The organism is Streptomyces sp. NPDC014733 (assembly GCF_043083385.1).
In the GTDB taxonomy this organism is placed as follows: domain Bacteria; phylum Actinomycetota; class Actinomycetes; order Streptomycetales; family Streptomycetaceae; genus Streptomyces.
The window spans coordinates 169868-187443 of record NZ_JBIBYO010000011.1 but is presented as its reverse complement, the minus strand read 5'-3'; the positions used below and the strand labels follow the sequence as shown (position 1 = coordinate 187443).

The window sequence follows — 17576 nt, the reverse complement described above, 5'->3', positions numbered from 1 at the left end:
CCCCTGATCCGCTTGCTTGGAGTGCACTCCAAGGTCATAGCGTTGAGACGGCTGAACCGAACGCCCAACACGTCGACGCATCATCCCGCACGACCAACTGGAAGGCGACAAGTGGCAGACAGCCAATTCACCACGCATGCAGAACTTTTCGATCTGTGTGGAAAGCGCGCGCTCGTCACCGGCGGCACCCGAGGCATCGGAATGATGATCGCGCGTGGCCTTCTCCAGGCGGGCGCCCGCGTGGTCATCAGCTCACGCGACGCAGAAGCGTGCGCCCAAGCGCAGGAACAGCTGTCCACATTCGGTGAGGTGCGGGCCATCCCCGCCGACCTGTCCCGCCACGACGAGTGCCGGCGGCTGTCCGACCTCGTCACCGCCGACTCGGAGCGTCTCGACATCCTCGTCAACAACGCGGGCGCCATGTGGGACGAGCCGCTGGCGACGTTCCCGGACGCGGCCTGGGACACGGTCGTCGACCTCAACCTGAAAGCGCCGTTCTGGCTGGTCCAGGCACTGCTGCCCGCACTTCGCAGGGCGGGCACCGCCGACGATCCCGCGCGGATCATCAACATCGGCAGCATCGCCGCCATCCACATCCCCCAGCGGCCCAACTATTCGTACTCCAGCAGCAAGGCCGCGCTGCATCAACTCACCAGAGTGCTCGCCAAGGAACTGGGACCGCAGCACGTCGCCGTGAACGCCGTGGCGCCGGGACCGTTCCCGTCGACGATGATGGCAGCAACCCTCGATGAGTTCGGCGAGGCGATCGCGGCGTCGGCCCCACTGCGCCGGATCGGCCGCGACGACGACATGGCGGGTGTCGCCGTGTTCCTCGCCAGCCGGGCAGGCGCATACCTCACAGGCACCGTGATCCCCGTCGACGGCGGCATCGCCACAACCGCGTAGGCCGGCCAGGGCCTGTTCGCGAAAGTTGATCTTGATCGTTGGTGATCACGTACCCCCTGGCGTGATGTGCCGGAACGCCACGGGCCGTGGGACCGGGCCTACGCCGGTTCCTTCGGGGAGCGCCGGGCGAATGCGGGGGCGTGCTCCGGGCGGGGGCCCCAGGCGACCAGGCGGGACGGGAGTTGGCGGAACCCGGGGAGGTGCCGGGCGGCCAGGACCACCGAGGTGGGCGGGCCGATCCGGCGGCCGGTGAGGACCGGGGCGAAGAAGCCGTTGTGCAGCATCAGCTGGACGCGCTGCATGATCACCGTGGGGCGCAGCCGCCGCCGTTGGACCTTCGCCAGGTCGGCGGTGGTCAACCGGCCCGTGCGCAGCGGTCCGGCGAGCAGTGCGGCCGCCGCGACCGCGTCCTGGACGGCGAGGTTGATGCCCACTCCCCCGGCGGGGGACATCGCGTGGGCGGCGTCACCGATGAACAGCAGGCCGTCGGTGTACCAGCGCGGGAGCCGGTTGAGCCGGACGTCGAGGAGATGGACGTCGTCCATGCTCGCCAGCCGGTCGACGCGGTCCGCGTACTGCGGCATCAGACGGGCGATCCGCGACCGGAAGCGTTCGATGCCTTCGCCGCGCAGCCGGGCGTCCGCGCCCTTCGTCGTGAAATAGGCGATCTGGAAGTAGTCGTTCCTGGTCAGGCTCAGGGCGAACTCGCCGGGCCGGAACGCGGGGATCAGCCGGGGCTCCTGGGCCTGCTCCTCGACGTGCCGGGGCAGCCGGAGCCACCAGGTGTCGAACGGGACCGGGAACTCGCGGGGCTCCAGACCGGCTTCCCGGCGCAGCGCGGAGTTACGGCCGTCGGCGGCGACGGTGAGGTCGGCGCGGATCTCGCCCTCTTCGCCGTCCCGGGTGCGGTGGCGGACGCCGACGACCTTGCCGCCCTCCCGGATCAGTCCCGTCGCCGCCGTGTCCATCCGCAGGGTGAACGTCGGCTCCTGCCGGGCTTCCTCGGCCAGCAGGTTGAGCAGGTCCCACTGCGGGATCATCGCGATGTAGTTGTACGGCGCGGGCAGGCCCTCGAAGTCGGTCAGCCGTACCTCGCTGCCGTCCCGCGTGGGCACCTCCATGTTGCCCAGCTTGCTCTGCGGCAGCGCGGCGAGCTTCCGGCCCAGGCCCAGTTCGTCCATCAACCGCACGGTGGAGGCGTGGACCGTGTCGCCGCGGAAGTCGCGCAGGAAGTCACCGTGCTTCTCCAGCACGGTCACCTCGATCCCGGCCCGTGCCAGCAGCAGGCCCAGCATCATTCCGGCCGGTCCGCCCCCGGAGATGACGACGCTCATGGCCCTCTCCCCTCACTCCGATCACCACGGATGAAACCCTCATATACAGAGTCTTTGGAACGGCCTCATATGTCAAGTAGTACGATGTTTCATGTGCGGGAACGGACCATCCGGGAGCAGGACATGCGGGAACAGATGGCGGATCTGGTGGCGGTGGCCCTGGCGGCCGCCAAGGCACGGGGCCGGGACGTCGCGGATGTCCCGCTGACGGCGATCGCCGCGGAAGCCGGCGTCTCCCGCAGCACGCTGCTGCGGCGGCTGGGCGGCTCCCGGGCGGCGCTGGACGAGGCGGTCCGGGCGGCGGGGGTCGACCCCGGCGGGCGGCGGCCGGTCCGCGAGCGCGCGATCGAGGCGACGGCGCAGCTCGTCGCCGAGCGCGGCCTCGGCGCGGTGACCCTGGACGCCGTCGCGGAGCGGGCCGGATGTTCGCTCCCCAGCCTGCACACGGTCTTCGACGGCCGGGACGGTCTGCTCGGCGCCGTCTACGAGCTCCACGGCCCGCTGCCCGACCTGGAGGCGCTGGCCGCCGACCCGCCGGAGCGCCTGGAGGACACCGTGCGGGAGCTCCACAGGGCCGTGCTCACGGCGTTCCGCCGCGAGCCGCGGGTGCTCCCGGCGATCTTCGCGGACCTCTTCAGCCGACCGGGCGGGCCCGCCGCGCGGGCGATGCGGGCCTACCTGCCCCGGCTGTTCGACAGCCTCTCCCGGCTGCTGCTGCCGCACGTGGAGGCGGGCCGGGTCCGGCCGCTGCCGCTGCCGGTCCTGGTCCAGCTGCTGCTGGGCCCGCTCGTCACCCACCTCCTCCTGCGGCCCGTCCTCGAACCCACACTGGGCCCCGGCCTCCCCGGCGTGGACGAGACCTGCGAGCTCTTCGCCGAGGCGTATCTGCGCGCGGTCGCGCCGTCCGGCTGATCCCGGCCCCCGCCGGTGCGACCGCCGCGGCCCGCCGCCCGTGGGGTGGAGCCACGGCGCCGCCGCCTGCGGTCAGGGAAGCCGCACGGCCTGTCCGGCGTAGGCCAGACCGGCGCCGTAGCCGACCAGTACGGCCCATCGGCCGCGGGGAACGCTGCCCGAGGTCACCAGGCGGTCCAGGGCGAGCGGCACCGACGCGGCGCTGGTGTTGCCGGTGGAGCGGCCGTCGTCGGCCACCACGACCGTGTCGGGCACGTCGAGCGCCCGGACGACGCGGCGGATCATCTTCCAGTTGGCCTGGTGCGGGATGAACGCCGCCACGTCGTCCCAGCCGATTCCGCCGGCCGCCAGGATCTCGCGCACCGCGGCGGGAACGGTGGCGCAGGCCCAGCGGGTGACCGCCAGGCCGTCCATGTGCAGCCGCGGATGGACCCTCGCGGCGATCTCCAGCTCCAGCGGGTGCGGGCGCACCTCCAGCGCCGCCGACCGCTGCCCGCACGAACCCCAGACCACCGGTCCGACGCCCGACTCCCCCTCGGTGGCGCGCAGGACCACCGCGCCCGCGCCGTCGGCGAACAGCGGGGCGGTGACCGGATCGTCGGGGTCGATCATGTCCAGCATGCGGTCCGAGCCGATCACCAAAATCGTGTCGCAACCGCCGGCGCCGATCAGCGAACGCGCCACGTGCAGCGCGTAGCAGAACCCCGCGCAGGCGATGCTCAGGTCGAACGCGGCGACCTGGAGTCCGAGGGCCGCGGCCACCTGCGGGGCGACGGCCGGGCAGAGTTGGAGGTTGGACGAGGTGGCCACCAGGACGACGTCCACCGCGTCGGCCGGTAACTCCGCCGCGGCCAGCGCCTTCCGCGCGGCACGGGTGGCCATGGACGTCACGGACTCGTCCGGGCCCGCCACGCACCGGGACTCCACACCCGTCCGGGACAGCACCCACTCCCGCGTCACGCCCAACCGCTCCGCCACCTCCCCCGCGTCGACCGGCGCCGGCCGGTAGGAGCCCGTGGACACGATGCGGCACGGGCGCACGGCGTCGGCGCTCACGCGGTGCCGCGCTCGGCCGCGGCCAGGAATTCGAGCACCGAGCGCGGGGTGGTGAGGTCGCCGGCCTCGTCGTCGCCGATCTCGATCCGGTAGGTGTCACTGATCACCGTCACCATCTCGGCCCTTGCCAGCGAGTCCACGTCGAGTTCTTCGAAATGCCGGTCGAGCGCTTCCTCGGGAAGCCTGATCGCCTTGTCGGGGCCTGCCTTGTCGCCGTGCACCACATTCGTCAGAATCTGCTCGAATTCCTCAAGCGTCACAGCATCTCCATTCATGGTGAAGTCGGGGAGTCCAGCACGCACACAGCACGGAGGCAGGAAAAAGGAGCGAGAAGGGGGCGGGAAGGGAGGTGGAAAGGGGGAGAGGAGGAATGGCGGCTCCACCGGAATTCCGCTCTCGTGGTCGGCCACCTGCCCCGGCAGCATTGCATACATATCCTCCGCTTCGTCACCGGGGAACGGGGGGCGCAGGAAGCGTGAAGGCGGGTACGGAGCGCCGTGGGTACGCGCGGTGCGGCGGGCCGCCGGGAATGCCACCGCGCGCCTCCGGGGCGCGGATTGCGCAACGGTGCGCCGTTTGACGGTAGCCACCGGCCCGCAGGCGCTCCTCGGCCAGCGCCATCGCGGTGGGCGCCATGCCGCCCTCGGCCTCGTCCCGCCAGTGGTCGAGCGCCATCCGCAGACAGGCGATGCCGCACAGCCGCCAGGACCACCACGCGTACTCCTCCGGGCTGTCGGCCCCGTACGCGCGCCACAGCGGATCCTCGGCGGCCGAGATCTCGCGCCGGATGATGGCGGGCACCAGCTCGGCCGAGGCCCCCTGGGCGTGGTACGGGACGGGGTGGATCACGGACGGGTGCGCGGTCCCGCGGAGCGGCGCGTTCAGGTCGTTCGGCGTGTTCGGTATACGGGCCAGCCTTCCGGGCGGGCATGTGAGTGTCCGCCCCGCCCTGGCCTGGGCGCCCTCGTCATGAAGTGGGCGGGTGCGCCGAGGCCGGCGGTCACTCGGCCGGTGCGGGGGTCTTGCGCTGGTTGGCATGGAAGCGCGCCTTCTTCTCGCGGTTCCCGCACGTGTTCATCTCGCACCATCTGCGGGTGCGGCTCCGGCTGGTGTCGAAGAAGGCGGCTCGGCAGGTCGGCGAGGCGCACAAGGCCAGTCGTCCGTCCCGTTCGCCCGCGATGATGCCGATCGCGTCGGCGGCGATCACACCCAGAGCGTCTTCCACGCAAGAGGCCGAGCTGAGGTGCCAGCGCCGAGTGCCCTCGGGCGTCAGGACGGCCGTGGCCCGCCCCTGCGCGCTGCGGTCGTTGATGACCTGGACGGCCGAGGCGGGGAGGGGTTCCTGGATCGCGGCCGCGGTCAAGGTGGCGTGCAGGGATTCCCTCAGCTCCCGGGCGAGTGCGAGCTGGGCGGCGGTGCAGCCCGCCACCACGAGGCCGTTGACCGCCAGCCAGTCGACGAGCCGGTGCGGCACGGGGATGCGCTCCACCGGGTCGCCGCACCGCTCCGTCAGCGTCGCCGTGAAGCTGGTCGCCAGCACCTTGCCGAGACGGAAGTCGGGGAACCGCGTATGCATGGAACCACCTTAGCCGGTTGCGCACCGGCGCCGCGGCACGCTAGAACCGTCTTAGCCGGTTCACACCGGGATCCAGTCGGCTCCACGACCACCAGGAGGCCCCGTGCCCAGCGATGTGCACGCATACGAAGCCCGCGCCACCGACGCCGACCTCGCCGATCTGCGCGCGCGGCTGGCCGCGGCGCGGCTGCCGGAAGCCGAGACGGTCCCGCACGACGCGCCCGGCGCCCGCCGATGGGCGCAGGGCGTACCGCTCGCCGACCTCGTCGCTCTCGTCCACTACTGGCGCACCGGGTACGACTGGCGGAAGTTCGAGGCACGCCTTGACCGGATCGGCCAGTTCCGCACGACCATCGACGGGTTGGGCATCCACTTCCTGCACCGCCGGTCCCCGCGCGCGGATGCCACTCCGCTGCTCCTGACACACGGCTGGCCGGGCAGCATCGCCGAGTTCGTCGACGTGGTGGACGAGTTGGCAGAGCCGGAAAGGGCGGACGCTCCGGCGTTCCATGTCGTGGTCCCGTCGCTCCCGGGCTTCGGTTACAGCGACAGGCCGGCCACCACCGGATGGGGAACGGAAAAGACCGCGGCCGCCTGGGTGGAACTGATGGCGAGGCTCGGCTACGGCACCTTCGTCGCCCACGGCGGAGACTGGGGAGGCAATATCACCACGGTCCTCGCCGGCAGGTTCCCGGCACATGTGCTCGGCATCCACACGACGTTCGCGGAGGGACTGCCCGGGGCCGCGACGGACGGACTGACGGAAACCGAACGCAGGTGGGCCGAGGAGACCCGCCATTTCTGGCGCCACCGCGCGGCGTACGCGAAGCAGCAGGCGACCCGGCCGCAGACCATCGGCTACGCGCTCGTCGATTCACCGGTCGGACTTCTCGCCTGGATCCTCGACAAGTTCGCCGAGTGGTCGGACACGGAGGACAGCCCGTTCGAGACGATGTCCCGAGACCGCATCCTAGACAACGTCACCCTGTACTGGCTGACGCGGACCGGCGCGTCGGCGGCCCGCATCTACCACGAGAGCCACAACGCACTGGACCCCGCGCTGCGGGTCGACGTCCCGTCGGCGATCACGATGTACCCCCGCGACATCGAGAAGTATCCGCGCCCCTGGGCCCAGGAACGGTACCGGCGGATCGTCCGGTGGAACACGCCTGAAGCCGGGGGCCACTTCCCGTCGCTGGAGGTGCCCGGGTATTTCGTCGAGGATCTCCGGGAAGGTCTCGCGGCGGTGCTGGCCGCGCCTCGCTGACCGCGGCCGGACCTGAGTCCGGCCGCGCCGCGGAACAGTCAGGACAGGGCGCGGCACAGCAGGGCGGCGGGGCGGCCCTGCTGGGCGGACTTCCAGGTCATGGCGACGCCGGCGAGGTACTCGGTGTCGGCGCACTGGCCCTTGTAGTCCTTCTCGGACCAGTCGCTGCCCTGGGCGCCGCCGGTGGCGGGCCGGTTGTCGCCGCGGTCGAACCACACGCTGCGGCCCGCGGTGGGCAGCGGGGCGGCGGACGGGGCGCAGAGCAGGGAGACCATGGCGGGGCCCTTCATGCTGTAGCCGACCGCGAAGCTGTTGACCGGGCACTGGAGCTTGTCGTAGCCGACGGCCCAGTCACCCTGCTGGACGTACCGCTCGTCGTCGACCCGCTGCCAGTCGCCCGCCGCCTTGCGCGGCTCGGCGGCGTCGGTGCACAGGCCGCGGCCGTGGCCGTGGCCGAGTCCGATCAGCCGCTCGGTGTCGGGGCAGTTGCCCTTGGAGTTGCCCGGACTCCAGTCCGCCCGGGCGAGCATGGTGCGGGAGAGGTTCCAGTCGCCGTGGTCGAGGAAGACGATGTTCCAGTGGTGGACGGGGGCGATGGGGCCGCTCCTGGAGGGGGCGTTGACCAGCTTGTTCCAGTCGGTGGCCCGCCAGTCGCCGCCGTCCTCGACGCCGGTCCGCCGCCCGGACGCGTCGTACGAGAGCAGCGCCCAGTTGTCGTTGGGGGTGCCCTGGTCGTCGCTCCAGCCCACCAGCGGCCACTGCGCGAAGTCGGTGTCGTTCTTCACCAGGATGTCGGTGAAGTTGGTGAACCATGCCTTCTCCGCGGCGTCCGTGGAGCCGCGTCCGCCGGCGCCGAACTCGCTCACCCAGACCGGGGCGGTGAAGTGCTTGCCCTCCTCGGTGACGAACAGTCCCTCGTCGCGCACGACCTCGGCGAGCTTCTCGGGCGTGAAGTCCTGGTAGCGCGGGTCGTCGGTCGATCCCGGGCCGCTGCCCGCACCGCTGTTGGCCGGGCCGGTGTAGCCGTAGAAGTGCACCGCGTAGACGAGCTTGCCGGAGTCGATGAGGGTGTGGGAGAGGGTGCGGACCGGCTTGAGGTCCGGGCGCTGGTGCGGGAGGCCGTTGGCGGGGATGCCCTGCCAGTTGATGCCCTCCATGATGATCAGCATGTCGGGGTCGGCCTGGAGGATCCTGTTGCCGGCCCGTTCGAAGGCGGTGTACTCGTCGTGGTCGTCGCCCAGGCCCCAGTTGGCGTCGTCCCAGATGTCGCGGCGTACCTCGTTGCGCAGGTCGGCGCCGACCACGCGCTTGTTGTTCCGGTAGCGCTCGGTCATGAACACCCAGTCGTCGATCCACTGCTCGGTCGACTGGCCGCTGTTCCAGCGCTCGTTGCCGTCCAGACCGCAGCAGAAGCGGTAGCTGGTGGTGTGGTTGTTGAGGATCACCGCGAAGCCGTCGGCGGTCAGCGCCTCGATGACGGCGTCGAACACCTCCAGCGGCGTCTCCCCCTTGAGCTGCGGGTTGGCGGCGACCGCGGTGTCCGGTACCGCGTTCTTGTCGTGTACCAGGGCGTTGGCGAACGGCAGCCGGACGCTGTTGATGCCGAGGCGGTGGAAGTCGGCGAGGATCCGGGCGATCGGGGTGCGGTCCAGGCCGAGCGGGATGTTGTGCGACATCTGGTGCGCCTGGTGGTTCGCCACGTCGTCGACGTCACCGCTGCCCGTGTACGTCCCCTGCGCGCCCGCCCAGTTGCCCGACTTGAGCTTGAAGCGGTTGCCTTCGGCGTCGACGATGTACCGGCCCCGGGTGCTGAGCGGGCCGGTCCACGAGGCCGTGCGGGCGTCGCCCGGAGCCGTGGCGGGCGCGGTGTCCGGAGCGGCGACGGCTCCGGGGACGGCGACGAGCATCAGGACGGCGGCGACGAGCAGGGCCGGTATGCCGCGCGTGGCGGAGCGGACGGTGCGCATGGAGCCCTCCGGGTGGTGGGGGGGTGCGGAGCACGGCGAGGGGCATCCCACCACCCGTTGCCGGAGCGGCAGTTGGCGCATCACCGTACACGGCGGCCCGGTCGGCCGCACCACCTGCGCCGGACCTTTGACACCGCCGGTCCGGGGCGTCCCGGCCGGCGGCGGGGCGCCAGGGGCCGGTTCACCATTCCTGCGGCCGGCGCCGCATCAGCATGCTGCCCAGCCCGGCGGCGGCGGCCCGCACCTGCGTGACGTACCGCTCGGGGCGGAAGCGGCCGGTGGGCCCGGCCACGCTGATCGCAGCGACCGCCTCGTCGTCGCCGCCCGGCACCGGCGCGGCCACGCACTGGATCCCGACGGTCGACTCCTCGCGCTCGAACGCGACGCCCGTCTCGGTGATCTCCCGCAACTGGCGGCGCAGCGCGCCCGGCGCGATGAGGGTGTGCGGGGTACGCCGCTCCAGGGGGCCGGTCAGCACCTCCCGCCGCAGCGCGTCGTCGGCGTGGGCGAGCAGGGCCTTGCCGATGGCCGTGCAGTGCAGCGGCATCCGCCCTCCGGTGCGCGAGGGTGCCCTGACCTGGCGGTGTCCGCCGATCTTGGCGACGTAGACGATGTCGTGCCCCTCGCGGACGCCGAGGTGGACGGTCTCGTGGGTGCGTTCGTACAGGTCCTGGAGGAACGGCACCGCGACCTCCAGCAGGCTGCGCTCGGGCGAGGCGAGCATGCCGAGTTCGAAGAGGCCGCCGCTGGGGCGGTAGCCGCCCTCGACCCGGTCGAGCAGCCGGTTGGCGACCAGGGCCGCAGCCAGCCGGTGCACGGTCGCCTTGTGCAGGCCCGTGCGCCGTACGAGTTCGGCGAGCGGCACGGCCCGGTCGTCGGGCCGGAACGCCCGCAGAATGGTGACCGCTTTGCCGAGCACGGTGTCGAGACCGGCCGCTTCCGGGCGGGGGGCTTCCGTCATGCGCCCAGCCTAGGCGGGGCGTATCGCTGAGCGAGACGAAAGACTGGTCCACCCCACGCGACCGGGCCCAAGGTGAGGCCGTGACTGCGAACCCACCGCTCGCCTCCGCGAGCACCTCCGACAACATCGCCGCCGCGGCGGAGCGGCTCGCCGACGCCGCCGCCTCCGGTGTGCCCTGCGCGCCCGTACGCGATCTGATCGGCCGGGACGACCTGACCGCCGCGTACGCCGTGCAGGCCGACCTGACCGCACGGCGCCTCGCCCGGGGCGCCCGGGTCACCGGCCGGAAGATCGGCCTGACCTCGGAGTCCGTGCAGCGGCAGCTCGGCGTCGACCGGCCCGACTTCGGTGTCCTCTTCGACGACATGGCCCATCCGGACGGCGGCACGATTCCCGCCGGGCGGGTGCTCCAGCCCCGTGTGGAGGCGGAGATCGCGTTCGTCCTCCGCGCCGACCTGGCCACCGGCCCCCTCGACACCGCGCAGGTCCGCGACGCGATCGCGTACGGCGTCGCCGCGCTGGAGGTCTGCGGCAGCCGGATCGCCGGGTGGGACATCAGCCTCGGCGACACGGTGGCCGACAACGCCTCCTCCGGCGCCTATGTGCTCGGGGCGGACCGGCGCACCCTCGACGAGGCCGAGCCGGTGGACGCCGGGATGACGATGTGCGTGAACGGCACCGAGGTCTCCACCGGAACCGGCGCCGCCTGCCTCGGCGATCCGGTCGAGGCCCTCCGCTGGCTCGCCCGCACCGCCCGTGAGCTGGGTGCACCGCTACGCGCCGGCCAGGTCGTACTGTCCGGCGCGCTCGGCCCGATGCACGCGGTGTCGCCCGGTGACACCGTCACCGCCCGGCTGACCGGCTTCGGCGGCGTCACGGTCCGCTTCGGCGAGGGAGAAGAGGGAGAGCCGTCATGAGCAGGACGAAGGTCGCGATCATCGGGTCGGGCAACATCGGCACCGACCTGATGATCAAGGTGCTGCGCGGCGCGGAGCACCTGGAGATGGGCGCCATGGTCGGTATCGACCCCGCCTCCGACGGCCTGGCCCGGGCCGCCCGGCTCGGCGTCCCGGTCACCCACGAGGGCGTCGACGGGCTGATCGCCCTGCCCGGCTTCGACGAGATCGACATCGTCTTCGACGCGACCTCCGCCAAGGCGCACGAGGCGAACGCCGCGCGGCTCACCCCGCTGGGCAAGCGCCTGATCGACCTCACCCCGGCCGCCCTCGGGCCCTACGTCGTCCCCGCCGTCAATCTCGACGACCACCTCGACGCTCCCGACCTCAACATGGTCACCTGCGGCGGCCAGGCCACCATCCCGGTCGTCGCCGCGGTCAGCCGGGTCACGCCGGTGGCGTACGCGGAGATCGTCGCGTCGATCGCCTCGAAATCGGCGGGCCCCGGCACCCGCGCGAACATCGACGAGTTCACCGGGACCACCTCGGCCGCCATCGAGCAGATCGGTGGCGCGCGGCGGGGCAAGGCGATCATCGTCCTCAACCCCGCCGAGCCGCCGCTGATGATGCGGGACACGGTCTTCTGCCTGGTCACGGCCCCGGACCCGGATGTTCAGGAGGAGATCCGGCAGTCGGTCGTGAAGATGGCCGACGAGGTCGCCGCATACGTGCCCGGCTACCGCCTCAAGCAGCAGGTGCAGATCACCGAGATCCCCGGGAACCAGCCGGTCAGCACGCTGCTGGCCGACGGAGCAGGCGCCCGGCCCACCCACCAGGTGTCGGTCTTCCTGGAGGTCGAGGGCGCCGCACACTACCTCCCGGCCTACGCCGGGAACCTCGACATCATGACCTCCGCGGCGCTCCGGGTCGCGGAGCGCATCGCCGCAGGGAAGGCAGGCCGCTGATGGGCACCCCGATCTTCGTCCAGGACGTCACCCTGCGCGACGGTATGCACGCCGTACGCCACCGGATCACCCCGGACGACGTCACGCGCATCGTCTCCGCGCTCGACGCGGCGGGTGTGGACGCGATCGAGGTCGCGCACGGCGACGGCCTCGCCGGCGGGTCGGTCACCTACGGCCCCGGCTCGCACACCGACTGGGAGTGGATCGAGGCCGCCGCCTCGGTGCTGGAACGCGCCCGCCTGACCACACTGCTGCTGCCCGGCGTCGGCACCGTGGACGAGCTGAAGCGCGCCTACGACCTCGGGGTCCGGTCGGTCCGCGTCGCCACGCACTGCACCGAGGCCGACATCTCCGCGCAGCACATCGCCGCGGCGCGCGAACTCGGCATGGACGTCTCCGGCTTCCTGATGCTCTCCCACATGGCGCCGCCCGGGGAACTGGCCCGGCAGGCGAAGCTGATGGAGTCCTTCGGCGCGCACTGCGTCTACGTCACCGACTCCGGCGGCCGGCTCACCATGCCCGATGTGGTCGCCCGCGTCCGCGCCTACCGGGACGTGCTGGACGCCGGGACCGAGATCGGCATCCACGCGCACGAGAACCTGTCGCTGTCGGTCGCCAACTCCGTCGTCGCCGTGGAGAACGGCGTCCGGCGGGTCGACGCCTCGCTGGCCGGGCACGGCGCGGGCGCCGGCAACTGCCCGATCGAGGCGTTCATCGCGGTCGCCGACCTGTCGGACTTCACGCACGGCTGCGATCTGTTCCAGCTCCAGGACGCCGCCGACGACCTCGTCCGACCGCTCCAGGACCGCCCGGTGCGCGTCGACCGCGAGACCCTCACCCTCGGCTACGCGGGCGTCTACTCGTCGTTCCTCCGCCACGCCGAGGCGGCGTCGGCGCGGTACGGGGTGGACGTCCGCGCGATCCTCATGGAGTGCGGGCGGCGGCGTCTGGTGGGCGGCCAGGAGGACATGATCGTCGACATCGCGCTCACCCTCGCGGCCGCCGGGCGGCCCGCCTGACGCCGGGCCCGCCGGACCAGGAGACGGGCGGCGGCCGGCGGGACCGGCTCAACCGCTGCGGCCACCGGGCCGTGATCGAGCGCGCCGACGCGTTCAACCACCTGGTCACCGGCTTCCTCACGCACGGCTGACCCGGGGCCGGCCGTCTCCTGCGTCCGCACGGTGCCGCGTGCGGACGCGGGCGGGCCCCTCGGTGGTCACCCGAAGTCGCACCCCGGGTTGGGGACCTCCTGTGCGTAGGGGGCCCCGTGCGGCAGCACGTACAGGACCTCCAGCACGACGTCCGTGGTGCCGCGGTTCTCACCGATGTGCACATGGTCGGCGCCCGCCGGTTCCGTGATCTCGCTGCCCTTCGGATACACACCGTCCGAGGCGCAGGTGGAGTCGAAGTGGCTCAGCGTGCCCTGTTTGACATGGCCGTAGACGGTGCCGTCGTGGTAGTGCCATCCGGTGCCCTGACCGGGAGGAATGGTGATCTCGCGCAGGATGTAGTCCCAGTCGCCGACGGTGGTCCGGGCAATGTCCTTGGCGGTGATCACGGGGCCGCCCGGCGCCGCCTGGGCCGGACCGACGGAGAGGGAGAGAGCGACCAGCACGGCGCCGGCCGTGGCCAGACGTGACAGATTCCGCATCAATGCCCCTTCAGGGGAGATCGGTTGCTGAACGGTAGCCCGGTTCCCGGCCCGGAGTGAAGGGGCGGGGCCGGTTCGTGTCGCGTGCCCGGCGCGCGCCGCGAGCAGCGGTGGGTGCCACGGCCCGCGCCACCGGCGAGGGCGGGTTCCGATGGTAGGTGACGGCGCGACGGGGTAGGTAACGAGCCAATATCTGACTAGGCGTCAATTCTCTTCTCCTCGGAGGCCGTTATGCATCCGCGCCGCGCCTTACCGGTCCTGGCCCTCGGCCTGGCACTGCTCTGCGCCGTCCTCCCCGCGGCGGATCCGGCAGCGGCCGCGCGGGCCGCCGCCGCGCCCGGCCCGGCGGCCGTCCGGGACGCCAGCCCCACCGACCGGCCCGTCCCGTCCGGCACCGTCACCACACCCGGCGGCCGGACCTACCTCGCCGACCGGCAGGGCCGTGCGCTGCGGCTGCGCGGCCTCAACCTCGGCAAGAACGAAACGGTCACCGAGGGGGACCTCGCCCGTCTCGCGGACGACGGCTTCGGCCTGCTGCGGCTCACCATCCAGTGGGAGCGGGTCGAACCGCGCCGCGGCCGCTACGACACCCACTATCTATCGTACCTCGGAAAGGTCCTGAGCTGGGCCGACCGTTACGGGGTGCTGGTCCTCGCCGACTGGCATCAGGACGTCTACGGCCCGGCGTTCGGCCACCACGGCATCCCCGCCTGGGCCACCCGCACCGACGGACTGCCCTTCGAACCCGACCCGGACGACTGGTTCGCCGAGTACTTCCAGCCCGCCGTCCAGGCCGCCTTCACCCACCTCTACGACGACCCCGACCTGCGCGCCGCCCAAGCCGCCGCCTACGCGAAGGTCGCGGCCGCCCTGCGCGGACACCGTTCCCTGCTGGGGTACGACCTGTTCAACGAGCCCTTCGGGCCGGTCCCCGGCGATCCGGCCGACCCCGACGTCCGGATCCGCGCCTCCGCCGCCCTGGAGCGCGGCCGGCTGGCGGCGATGTACCGGCGGTTGATCGGCGCCGTCCGCTCCGCCGACCCCGACGCCTGGCTCTTCGTCGAACCCACCGTCCTCGTCGGCGAGGGCGTGCCCACCAGCCTGCCCGGCTTCACCGACCCCCGGCCCGGCGCGGACCGGCTCGGGTTCGCGCCGCACTTCTACGACACGGCCGTCGAAGCGGGGGGCGACTGGGACACCGGCAGTCACTTCATCGAGGACTACGAGGCAGCCGTCGGCACCTACCCCACCGCCCGCCGGCTGCCGGTTCTGGTCGGCGAATGGGGCCCGCCGCAGGCCCTCACCCCCGGCAACGCGGAGCTTTTCCGGCGCCAGGTGGCCTCGATGGACCGCTTCGCCGCGGGCTGGGCCCTGTGGTACGACTGCCGCGCCCCCGACGGCGGCGGCTACTGCGCCTACGCCCCCGACGGCAGCCCCGCCCCCGGGAAGCAGCCCGCCTTCGCCCCGTACGCGCCGGCCGTCGCGGGCATCCCGGGCACCGAGTCCTACGCCCCGTCCACCCGGACGTACACCCTCACCCTGACCGCCGACCGCACCACGCGGCGCGCCTGGACGCTGCTCTCCCTCCCCGCCGCCACCTTCCCCGACGGGGCGCGGATCTCCGTCACCGGCGCGGGCCCGGCGGTGGTGGTGCGCACCGGACCCGGCAGAGTCCGGCTACGGTTCCCGGCGGCCGCGCCGGGAAGCACGGTGCGGGTCACGGCGACCGCCCGCCCGGCCGCACCCGCTCCCCCGCGGACGACGGAGCAGATCAGCCCGGGAGCCGGACGCGGGTGAGCTTGTCCGGGTCGGGGGTCTCCTCCTGAGGGTGAATCCTCCTCAGGGGAGAAGACCGGGTGGCCCGTCCGGGTGGGACATCCCGCCGGTTCCCGCTGTTCGCGGTCCGCCGCTCGCCCGGCTCCCGGCCTTCGCCGTCAACCCCGTGACGGCGTCGTCGGCTGCCTTCAGCGCATCGATTTTCGGCCCAACACCCCCTTTTCGTACGGCAGTTCGTCCGTCATGGCGGGTGAGGAAGCGGATTAGGGTAAGGCTTTCATTTCTCTGAGCCGAAGGGGTTGGCGTCGTGGGGGACAGCCGGCTGGGACTGGTGATGGTCCACGGAATCATGTCCGGTCCGAAGGTGTGGGAGCCGTTGCGCGGCTTGATCGCCGCGGACCGGGATCTCGGTTTCGTCGAGCCACTGGCTTTCGAGTACGCCACCGGGCTGTTGCCGCTCCATCCGTTGCGGGTCTTTCCGTCGCTCGACACCGTCGCCGACAGCCTGAAGGAGTATCTGGCCACCGAAGCCGGCGCGTTCGACCGGCTGTTGCTGCTCACCCACAGTCAAGGGGGGCTGGTCGCCCAGCGGTATCTGGCCCGGATGCTCCAGGACGGCAGAGGCGCCGAGCTGGCGCGGATCCAGCGGCTGGTCATGATCGCCTGCCCGAGCAACGGCTCCGAGCTGCTGCTGTCGCTGCGCCGGCGCGCCCTGGGCCGGCGTCATCCGCAGGAGAAGGATCTGCGGCCGCTCAGCGATCAGGTCGGCGCGACGCTGCGGACGGTCCTGCGCGATGTCGTGCACGCCACCGAGGTCACCGAGCGGACCTGCCCGATTCCGGTGTCAGTGTACGCGGGTGAGAGCGACGGTGTGGTGTCCCGCGCCTCGGCGCAGTCGGTCTTCCCTGACGCCTCCGCCCTGCCGGGCGATCACTCCAGCATCCTCAAGGCCGACTCGCCCCGGCACCGGACCTTCACCGCGCTGCGCCGTCTCCTGCTCGCCACACCCCACGAGCCGAGCGCCTCCGGCACCGGACCGCCGAACCCGTTCCCGCCGCCGTCCACGCCGTGGACTCCCCCGGACGCGCCCGCCTCCGGCAGGGCGGAACCCGACCGGAAGCGGCGGCGCCGGACGGTCACCGTCGCCGCGGTCGCCGCCCTGGCGGTCGCCGTGCCGGTCCTGCTCTTCGCCCCCCTGCCGTGGAGGTCGACCGCCGACGGCCTCGCCCCCAGCGGCCTCAGCTCACCTGACCCCGTCCTCCCGCCCGACGACAGCACGCCTCTCGCCGAGCCCACCGATACGGGCCCTGCCGATCCGAAGCCGAAGCAGAACGGCGTCACCCCGCCCGGCAGATTCCCGGCCGGTACCGCCTTCTGGCTGGTCGACATCAACCTGGACGGCAAGGCGGATTACGTGGCGGTCGGCAAGGACCAGAAATTCCAGTTCTGGTGGAACGGCGGTATCAAAGGAAAGGACTTGCTGTACGGCGAGAAGGGGCACAACTCCTACACCCCTGATCCCGGAGCGGACGGCGACGCCCTGCGCTTCGGCGACATCGACGGGGACACCTGGCCCGACTGCCTGGTGGCCGACCGGACCGGCAGGGTGAGCGTCCGTACCTGGGTCGAGGGCGCTCCCGGCGGCGCACGCATGTGCGCGAAGAAGCGGGACGCCGTCGCCGACGTCTTCACGGAGGGCTCCACCGGGAGCAGGCTGGACATCAAGAAGACCACCCAGATCCAGTTCGCCGACCTCAACGGCGACAAGAGAGTCGACCACCTGCTGGTGGACAAGGACGGCACGGTGCAGGTCCGGTACAACCAGGGCTTCAAGACCGAGCACGGCCGGACATTCCTGGACTGGTCACCGCCGCAGCAGATCGGCTGGCCCCTCCAGAGTCCTCACCCGTTGAAATTCGCCGACATCAACGGGGACGGATATGCCGACCAGATCCTCATCACCCCCCACGGCGGGGCACGGGCCTGGATCAACAAGGGGTACGAGGCGTCGCAGCACCCCTTCGACATGGGCAGGTTCATGAAGGACACCGGCGCCCCTGCGGAGCGGATCCAGTTCGTCGACGTCGACGGGGATCACAAGGCCGATCTCGTATACATCGACCGGAAGGGCGGCGTCCACGTCCAGCTGAACACGAGTACGGAGAACGACTTCGCCACCTACCACGCCTGAGACCGCCCCGCGGCCACGCCCCCGCATGACCACGCCCCGTACCCGGCATTGGTTCGAGGCACGAAGCATCTGACGGGGAATCGCATCGGTGGGCTGTGGGTCGCGGCGCAGCCGGTGG

The 17576-nt window shown here is 72.0% G+C and carries 16 protein-coding genes; 8 read left to right on the top strand and 8 right to left on the bottom strand.

Annotation, left to right across the window (positions count from 1 at the left end; genetic code table 11):
• The first annotated feature begins 111 nt into the window (after positions 1–111).
• On the top strand, positions 112–906 hold the full coding sequence (locus ACF1BH_RS23650) for an SDR family oxidoreductase (RefSeq protein WP_391645265.1): 795 nt from the start codon (positions 112–114) through the stop codon (positions 904–906).
• A gap of 98 nt (positions 907–1004) precedes the next feature.
• On the opposite strand, the gene ACF1BH_RS23645 is transcribed toward ACF1BH_RS23650, so the two are convergent.
• Positions 1005–2240 carry an FAD-dependent oxidoreductase gene (locus ACF1BH_RS23645; protein ID WP_391645263.1) on the bottom strand — a complete coding sequence of 412 codons (1236 nt, stop codon included), beginning with the start codon at positions 2238–2240 and terminating at the stop codon, positions 1005–1007.
• 93 nt (positions 2241–2333) lie between these two features.
• Here ACF1BH_RS23645 and ACF1BH_RS23640 point away from each other — a divergent pair, with 93 nt between their 5' ends.
• Positions 2334–3152: a TetR/AcrR family transcriptional regulator gene (locus tag ACF1BH_RS23640; RefSeq protein WP_391645261.1), complete on the top strand. Its 819-nt coding sequence runs from the start codon at positions 2334–2336 to the stop codon at positions 3150–3152.
• Positions 3153–3224: 72 nt separating this feature from the next.
• Here the strand turns inward: ACF1BH_RS23640 and ACF1BH_RS23635 are convergent, their stop codons facing one another.
• The 4 genes from ACF1BH_RS23635 to ACF1BH_RS23620 form a co-directional block, all read right to left on the bottom strand.
• Positions 3225–4208, bottom strand: a complete 984-nt coding sequence (locus ACF1BH_RS23635; RefSeq protein WP_391645259.1) for a 3-oxoacyl-ACP synthase III family protein — start codon at positions 4206–4208, stop codon at positions 3225–3227.
• Entirely contained in the window at positions 4205–4468 is a 264-nt protein-coding gene (locus tag ACF1BH_RS23630; protein ID WP_391645257.1) for an acyl carrier protein, read from the bottom strand. The genes ACF1BH_RS23635 and ACF1BH_RS23630 overlap by 4 nt, the downstream gene beginning before the upstream one ends.
• A 187-nt stretch (positions 4469–4655) precedes the next feature.
• A complete protein-coding gene (locus ACF1BH_RS23625; RefSeq protein ID WP_391645255.1) occupies positions 4656–5057 on the bottom strand; it encodes a hypothetical protein in 402 nt (133 codons plus the stop codon).
• A gap of 151 nt (positions 5058–5208) precedes the next feature.
• The gene (locus ACF1BH_RS23620; protein WP_391645253.1) at positions 5209–5784 is read right to left on the bottom strand and encodes a CGNR zinc finger domain-containing protein; all 576 of its coding nucleotides are present in this window, start codon (positions 5782–5784) and stop codon (positions 5209–5211) included.
• Between the two features lie 103 nt (positions 5785–5887).
• Here ACF1BH_RS23620 and ACF1BH_RS23615 point away from each other — a divergent pair, with 103 nt between their 5' ends.
• Positions 5888–7051, top strand: coding sequence for an epoxide hydrolase family protein (locus tag ACF1BH_RS23615; protein ID WP_391645251.1), 1164 nt, complete (start codon positions 5888–5890; stop codon positions 7049–7051).
• 38 nt (positions 7052–7089) lie between these two features.
• Here ACF1BH_RS23615 and ACF1BH_RS23610 read toward each other — a convergent pair whose 3' ends face one another.
• Complete coding sequence (locus ACF1BH_RS23610) at positions 7090–9018, bottom strand: glycoside hydrolase family 5 protein (protein ID WP_391645249.1); 1929 nt, start codon at positions 9016–9018, stop codon at positions 7090–7092.
• Positions 9019–9199: 181 nt separating this feature from the next.
• Positions 9200–9979, bottom strand: a complete 780-nt coding sequence (locus ACF1BH_RS23605; protein WP_391645247.1) for an IclR family transcriptional regulator — start codon at positions 9977–9979, stop codon at positions 9200–9202.
• Positions 9980–10059: 80 nt separating this feature from the next.
• Here ACF1BH_RS23605 and ACF1BH_RS23600 point away from each other — a divergent pair, with 80 nt between their 5' ends.
• Genes ACF1BH_RS23600 through dmpG form a run of 3 tightly spaced genes read left to right on the top strand, consistent with a single transcriptional unit; the run spans position 10060 to position 12859 of the window.
• On the top strand, positions 10060–10896 hold the full coding sequence (locus ACF1BH_RS23600; protein WP_391645245.1) for a 2-keto-4-pentenoate hydratase: 837 nt from the start codon (positions 10060–10062) through the stop codon (positions 10894–10896).
• Positions 10893–11840 carry an acetaldehyde dehydrogenase (acetylating) gene (locus tag ACF1BH_RS23595; RefSeq protein WP_391645243.1) on the top strand — a complete coding sequence of 316 codons (948 nt, stop codon included), beginning with the start codon at positions 10893–10895 and terminating at the stop codon, positions 11838–11840. Before ACF1BH_RS23600 ends, ACF1BH_RS23595 begins: the two co-directional genes overlap by 4 nt.
• Entirely contained in the window at positions 11840–12859 is a 1020-nt protein-coding gene (dmpG, locus tag ACF1BH_RS23590) for a 4-hydroxy-2-oxovalerate aldolase (protein ID WP_391645241.1), read from the top strand. Before ACF1BH_RS23595 ends, dmpG begins: the two co-directional genes overlap by 1 nt.
• Before the next feature lie 197 nt (positions 12860–13056).
• Here the strand turns inward: dmpG and ACF1BH_RS23585 are convergent, their stop codons facing one another.
• A complete protein-coding gene (locus ACF1BH_RS23585; RefSeq protein WP_391645239.1) occupies positions 13057–13491 on the bottom strand; it encodes a cupin domain-containing protein in 435 nt (144 codons plus the stop codon).
• Between the two features lie 231 nt (positions 13492–13722).
• Here ACF1BH_RS23585 and ACF1BH_RS23580 point away from each other — a divergent pair, with 231 nt between their 5' ends.
• Together ACF1BH_RS23580 and ACF1BH_RS23575 are read left to right on the top strand one after the other, a co-directional pair.
• Positions 13723–15288 carry a cellulase family glycosylhydrolase gene (locus ACF1BH_RS23580; protein ID WP_391645237.1) on the top strand — a complete coding sequence of 522 codons (1566 nt, stop codon included), beginning with the start codon at positions 13723–13725 and terminating at the stop codon, positions 15286–15288.
• Between the two features lie 286 nt (positions 15289–15574).
• Positions 15575–17458, top strand: a complete 1884-nt coding sequence (locus ACF1BH_RS23575; RefSeq protein ID WP_391645235.1) for an FG-GAP-like repeat-containing protein — start codon at positions 15575–15577, stop codon at positions 17456–17458.
• Positions 17459–17576 lie beyond the last annotated feature (118 nt).